This window comes from Malikia sp. (genome assembly GCF_028687635.1).
In the GTDB taxonomy this organism is placed as follows: domain Bacteria; phylum Pseudomonadota; class Gammaproteobacteria; order Burkholderiales; family Burkholderiaceae_C; genus Malikia.
This window is the reverse complement of sequence record NZ_JAQTZS010000033.1, coordinates 24401-30400: the sequence shown is the minus strand read 5'-3', so window position 1 is coordinate 30400 and position 6000 is coordinate 24401. Positions and strand designations below refer to the sequence as shown.

Below are 6000 nucleotides of genomic sequence, written 5' to 3'. Positions count from 1 at the left end.
TCGAACTCGTAGATCGCTTCCATGCCGAGGTCGGCAAAGCCCACCACCTTGGCCGACTTGATCGCCTTGGCCACCAGGTAGGCGGCGCCGCCGACGGCCATCAGGTAGGCGCTCTGGTTGTCCTTGATCGCCTCGATCGCGACCGGGCCGCGCTCGGACTTGCCGATCATCGAGATCAGGCCGGTCTGCTCCAGCATCATGCGGGTGAACTTGTCCATCCGGGTGCCGGTGGTCGGGCCAGCCGGGCCGACGACTTCGTCACGCACCGGATCGACCGGGCCGACGTAGTAGATCACGCGGTTGGTGAAGTCCACCGGCAGCGGCTCGCCCTTGGCCAGCATGTCGGCGATGCGCTTGTGCGCGGCGTCGCGCCCGGTCAGCATCTTGCCGTTGAGCAGCAGCTTCTGGCCGACCTTCCAGCCGGCGACTTCTTCCTTGCTCAGAGTGTCGAGGTTGACGCGGGTGGCCGACTGGGTGTCGGGCGTCCAGGTCACGGCCGGCCAGTCTTCCAGCTTGGGCGGCTCGATCTTGGCCGGGCCGGAGCCGTCGAGGTGGAAATGGCAGTGGCGGGTCGCGGCGCAGTTGGGCACGATAGCGACCGGCAGGTTGGCCGCGTGGCAGGGGTAGTCCAGCACCTTGACGTCGAGCACCGTGGTCAGGCCGCCCAGGCCCTGGGCACCGATGCCCAGCGCGTTGACCTTCTCGTACAGTTCCAGGCGCAGCTGCTCGGGGCGGGTCAGCGTGGCGCCGCCCTGGGCCTTGGCGATCAGCTCGTGGATGTCGACCGGAGCCATGATCGATTCCTTGGCCAGCAGCATCGCCTTCTCGGGCGTGCCGCCGATGCCGATGCCCAGGATGCCCGGCGGGCACCAGCCAGCGCCCATGGTCGGCACGGTCTTGAGGATCCAGTCGACCAGGTCGTCGGACGGATTCAGCATCGCGAACTTGGCCTTGGCCTCCGAGCCGCCGCCCTTGGCCGCGCAGATCACCTCGACCTGGTCGCCCGGGACGATCTCGAAATGCACCACGGCCGGGGTGTTGTCCTTGGTGTTGCGCCGGGCACCGGCCGGGTCGGCCAGCACCGAGGCCCGCAGCGGGTTGTCGGGGTTGGCGTAGGCGCGGCGCACGCCTTCGTCGATCATCTGCTGGATGCCCATGGTGGCGTCCGGCCAGGTGACGTTCATGCCGACCTTGATGAAGACCATGCCGATGCCGGTGTCCTGGCAGATCGGGCGGTGGCCTTCGGCCGACATGCGGCTGTTGGTCAGGATCTGGGCGATCGCATCCTTGGCGGCCGGGCTCTGCTCGCGCTCGTAGGCTGCGCCCAAGGCCTGGATGTAGTCGAGCGGGTGGTAATAGCTGATGTACTGGAAGGCGTCCTCGATGGACTGGATCAGGTCTTCCTGTTTGATGGCGGTCATGGCAGGTCTTTCAGGGGGTCAAAAAATGGGTCGGCTTCAGTGCTTGTCCGCGGCGGACAGGTTCAGCAGGCGGTCGGTGTAGGCGATCGCCATCGCGCTGCACAGGAACACCATGTGGATGATGGTCTGCCACATCAGCACCTTCTCGTCGTAGTTGGCGGCGTTGATGAAGGTCTTGAGCAGGTGGATCGACGAGATGCCGATGATGGCGGTCGCCAGCTTGACCTTGAGCACCGAGGCGTTGACATGGCTGAGCCATTCGGGCTGGTCGGGGTGGCTTTCCAGGCCCATGCGGCTGACGAAGGTCTCGTAGCCGCCCACGATCACCATGATCAGCAGGTTCGAGATCATGACGACGTCGATCAGCGCGAGCACCACCAGCATGATGATGGTTTCGTTGAGCGCGGTGACCTCGGCGTCCGATTTGTAGCCCATGCTGGAGACCAGCGCGTTGAGGGCGTTCTGGTTGCCGAAGGCGGCCTCGATCAGGTGCACCAGTTCGACCCAAAAATGGTAGACATAGATGCCCTGGGCAGCGATCAGGCCAAGGTAGAGCGGCAGCTGCAGCCAGCGACTGGCGAAGATCAGTTTGGACAGGGGACCTATCGGCTGGGTGGGGTCGTTCTTGGTGGGGCTCATGGTGTGCGTCGTGGTTGGCGCGTCAATTGTAGGGGGCGCGTGCGGCCTGGCCCGAGCGGTGGTGTAAGAGCCTCGTCAGAGAGACCGCGCACATTCATATCGATAGCCGCCATCAAGCAATTACAGAGGAGACACCATGACAGCACCTTCGTCCGCCATCCAGTCCACCCTGGTCGAGAACCGCGTCTTCGAGCCCAGCGCGGCCACTGTCGCGGCCGCCCGTATCTCCGGCATGGAGGCCTACCAGGCCCTGTGCGACGAAGCCGAGCAGGATTTCGAGGGCTTCTGGGCCCGGCATGCCCGCGAGCACCTGACCTGGAGCAAGCCCTTCACCCAGACGCTCGACAGCTCCAACGCGCCGTTCTACCAGTGGTTTGCCGACGGCGAGCTCAACGCCTCCTTCAACTGCCTGGACCGCCACATGGGCACCCCGGTCGAGAACAAGACCGCGATCATCTTCGAGGCCGACGGCGGCGAGGTCACCCAGGTCACCTACAAGGAACTGCTGGCCAAGGTGTCGCAGTTCGCCAACGTGCTCAAGTCCAAGGGCGTGCAGAAGGGTGACCGCGTCGTCATCTACATGCCGATGACGGTCGAGGGCGTGATCGCGATGCAGGCCTGTGCCCGCATCGGCGCGACCCACAGCGTGGTGTTCGGCGGCTTCTCGTCCAAGGCCCTGGAGGAGCGCATCAACGACGCCGGCGCCGTGGCCGTCGTGACCGCCAACTACCAGATGCGCGGCGGCAAGGAGCTGCCGCTCAAGTCCATCGTCGACGAGGCCATCACCCAGGGTGACTGCAAGACCGTGCGCAACGTGATCGTGTTCCAGCGCACCCCGACCGCTGTCAACATGGTCGAAGGCCGCGACAGCTTCATGCACGAGGAAATGGCCGCCCAGTCCAGCGAGTGCCCGGCCGAAATCGTCGGCGCCGAACACCCCCTGTTCGTGCTCTACACCTCGGGCTCGACCGGCAAGCCCAAGGGCGTGCAGCACAGCACCGGCGGCTACCTGCTGTGGGCCAAGATGACCATGGACTGGACCTTCGACCTGAAGGACAGCGACGTGTTCTGGTGCACCGCCGACATCGGCTGGATCACCGGCCACAGCTACGTCGCCTACGGCCCGCTGGCCGCCGGCGCGACCCAGATCATCTTCGAGGGCGTGCCGACCTACCCGAATGCCGGCCGCTTCTGGCAGATGATCGAGAAGCACAAGTGCAGCATCTTCTACACCGCGCCGACCGCGATCCGCTCGCTGATCAAGGCCTGCGACAGCGACGAGAAGGTGCATCCGAAGAACTGGGACCTGTCGAGCCTGCGCATCCTGGGTTCGGTCGGCGAGCCGATCAACCCCGAGGCCTGGATGTGGTACTACAAGCATATCGGCGGCGAGCGCTGCCCGATCGTCGACACCTTCTGGCAGACCGAGACCGGCGGCCACATGATCACCCCGCTGCCGGGCGCGACGCCGCTGGTGCCGGGTTCCTGCACTCTGCCGCTGCCGGGCATCACGACCGCGATCGTCGACGAGGCCGGCCATGACGTGCCCAACGGCTCGGGCGGCATCCTGGTCGTCAAGAAGCCCTGGCCTTCGATGATCCGCACCATCTGGGGCGACCCCGAGCGCTTCAAGAAGAGCTACTTCCCCGAGGAGCTCAAGGGCTACTACCTGGCCGGCGACGGCGCGGTGCGCAGCGAGGATCGCGGCTACTTCCGCATCACGGGCCGCATCGACGACGTGCTCAACGTCTCGGGCCACCGCATGGGCACGATGGAGATCGAGTCGGCGCTGGTCGGCAAGACCGACCTGGTGGCCGAAGCCGCCGTGGTCGGTCGTCCGGATGACCTGACCGGCGAGGCCATCGTCGCCTTCGTCGTGCTCAAGTGCCCGATCCCGACTGGCGAGGACGCCAAGAAGCTGGCCAACGAGCTGCGCAACTGGGTGGCCAAGGAGATCGGCCCGATCGCCAAACCGAAAGAAATCCGCTTTGGCGAGAACCTGCCCAAGACCCGCTCGGGCAAGATCATGCGCCGCCTGCTGCGCTCGCTCGCCAAGGGCGAGGCCGTGACGCAGGACACCTCGACGCTCGAAAACCCGCATATCCTCGACCAGCTGGCCCAGTCCAACTGATCCGGTTTCCCGGTTAAATATGCAGCCCGCCCTTGGCGGGCTGTTTTTTTGTCTGCGCCAAGGCTACCATGCAGGAGCAAGACAAGCCGCGAAGGCGTAGAGGGCGTAGAGGGCGTAGAGGGGGGCGTGGAATGTATCTGTTGCTGCTCGGGCTGGCGTTGCTGCTGCTCAAATACCTGGCAATCGACCCGGTCGCTGCCTGGAGCTGGTGGGGGGTGCTGTCGCCGTTCGCGCTCGCCGTGCTCTGGTGGGGGTGGGCCGACCGCTTCGGCTACACCAAGCGCCAGGAGTCCCGCAAGATGGACGAGCGTCGTCGTCGCCGTCTCGATGAAGGCCGCCGACGCCTGGGCCTGCCGCCGCTCGACAAGCGCCAGTGAGTCGCGCGCCGCCGGGGCTGCTGGAGACACCGGCGGCGCTGGCACAATCGCTGCATGCTGATCCATCCGCAAATCGATCCGGTGGCCCTGAAGCTGGGCCCCTTGTCCGTGCACTGGTACGGACTGACCTATCTGGCCGCCTTCCTGATGTTCGTCTGGCTGGGGCGGCGCCGGCTGCGCCACCCTTCCTTTGCCCGGATCGAGGGGCCGGGCGCCTGGAGCGCGCGCGATGTCGAGGACATCCTGTTCTTCGGCGTGCTCGGCGTGGTGCTGGGCGGGCGCATCGGCTATGTGCTGTTCTACAAGCCGCTCGACTACCTGGCGCAGCCGCTCAAGGCGTTCGCGGTCTGGGAAGGCGGCATGAGCTTTCACGGCGGCCTGCTCGGCGTGCTGATCGCGATGGCCTGGTTCGCGCGCAGCCGCCACAAGCCCTGGCTGCAGGTCATGGACTTCATCGCGCCCTGCGTGCCGACCGGGCTGGCCGCGGGCCGCATCGGCAACTTCATCAATGGCGAGCTCTGGGGCCGGGTCGCCGACCCCGCGCTGCCTTGGGCCATGCTGTTTCGCGGTGCCGGCGACCTGCCGCGTCATCCCTCGCAGCTCTACCAGTTCATGCTGGAGGGCCTGCTGCTGTTCACCTTGCTCTGGCTTTACGCGCGCCGGCCACGTCGCCGTGGCGAGGTGTCGGCGGCTTTCCTGGCCGGCTACGGCCTGATGCGTTTCGTGGCCGAATATTTCCGCGAGCCCGACGCCCACCTTGGCTTGCTGCAGCTGGGCCTGAGCATGGGGCAGTGGCTCTCGCTGCCCATGATCCTGGCCGGCTTGCTGCTGTGGCGGTGGGCGTGGCGTCAGCCCGCTGCCTGACCCGGCCCTGGTCTGGCGTTCAGCGCAGCACCAGCACCGGGATATGGGAGTGGGTCAGCACCTGCTGCGTCTCGCTGCCCAGCAGCAGGCGCTTGAGGCCCTTGCGCCCGTGCGAGGCCATCACGATCAGGTCGCATTTGTTGCGCTTGGCTGCCGCGATGATGGCTTCGGCCACCAGGTCCGACTTGGCGGTGGTGGCCTTGACCTTGACCTGGCGCTTCTGGCCCTCGGACCTGATCGCGTTGACCACCTGCAAGGCCTCGTCCTGCCACTGCTTCTCGATGTGCTTGATCTCCTCGGCGTCCACGCTCACGCCGCCCTCGAAATAGGTCTGCGGGTAGCGCGGCACCACCTTGAGGGCCACGACCTCGGCGCCGGTGATGTCGGCCAGGTCCAGGGCGTGCGCGACCGCGCTGTCGGACAACTTGGAGCCATCGGTGGCCACGAGTATGCGCTTGTACATGAAACCTCCTGCTGGTGGAAATGATGGCGACAGGCCATCGATCTGATGGCAGTTTATGCCCTGGAACGCCAGGCTGCTCATTGTCAGCATTGACCCGGGTCAAAC

At 65.9% G+C, this 6000-nt stretch carries 6 protein-coding genes; 3 read left to right on the top strand and 3 right to left on the bottom strand.

All coding sequences use genetic code 11. The annotated features are described in order from the left end of the window. Nucleotides 1–1421, bottom strand: a 1421-nt coding sequence (locus tag PHR85_RS14065; RefSeq protein WP_300055449.1) for a fumarate hydratase, incomplete at its 3' end; no start/stop codon positions are given. 36 nt (nucleotides 1422–1457) lie between these two features. Continuing rightward, the gene (locus PHR85_RS14060; protein ID WP_300055446.1) at nucleotides 1458–2060 is read right to left on the bottom strand and encodes a TIGR00645 family protein; all 603 of its coding nucleotides are present in this window, start codon (nucleotides 2058–2060) and stop codon (nucleotides 1458–1460) included. A gap of 136 nt (nucleotides 2061–2196) precedes the next feature. Between PHR85_RS14060 and acs the strand changes: the two genes are divergently transcribed. From acs to lgt, 3 genes are all read left to right on the top strand, one after another. Further along, nucleotides 2197–4191 carry an acetate--CoA ligase gene (gene acs, locus PHR85_RS14055; RefSeq protein WP_300055443.1) on the top strand — a complete coding sequence of 665 codons (1995 nt, stop codon included), beginning with the start codon at nucleotides 2197–2199 and terminating at the stop codon, nucleotides 4189–4191. A gap of 131 nt (nucleotides 4192–4322) precedes the next feature. Then, nucleotides 4323–4568 carry a TIGR04438 family Trp-rich protein gene (locus PHR85_RS14050; protein ID WP_300055442.1) on the top strand — a complete coding sequence of 82 codons (246 nt, stop codon included), beginning with the start codon at nucleotides 4323–4325 and terminating at the stop codon, nucleotides 4566–4568. A gap of 54 nt (nucleotides 4569–4622) precedes the next feature. Next, the gene (gene lgt, locus PHR85_RS14045) at nucleotides 4623–5432 is read left to right on the top strand and encodes a prolipoprotein diacylglyceryl transferase (protein WP_300055439.1); all 810 of its coding nucleotides are present in this window, start codon (nucleotides 4623–4625) and stop codon (nucleotides 5430–5432) included. Nucleotides 5433–5451: 19 nt separating this feature from the next. Here the strand turns inward: lgt and PHR85_RS14040 are convergent, their stop codons facing one another. Beyond that, entirely contained in the window at nucleotides 5452–5895 is a 444-nt protein-coding gene (locus tag PHR85_RS14040; protein WP_300055437.1) for a universal stress protein, read from the bottom strand. Between the last annotated feature and the right edge of the window lie 105 nt (nucleotides 5896–6000).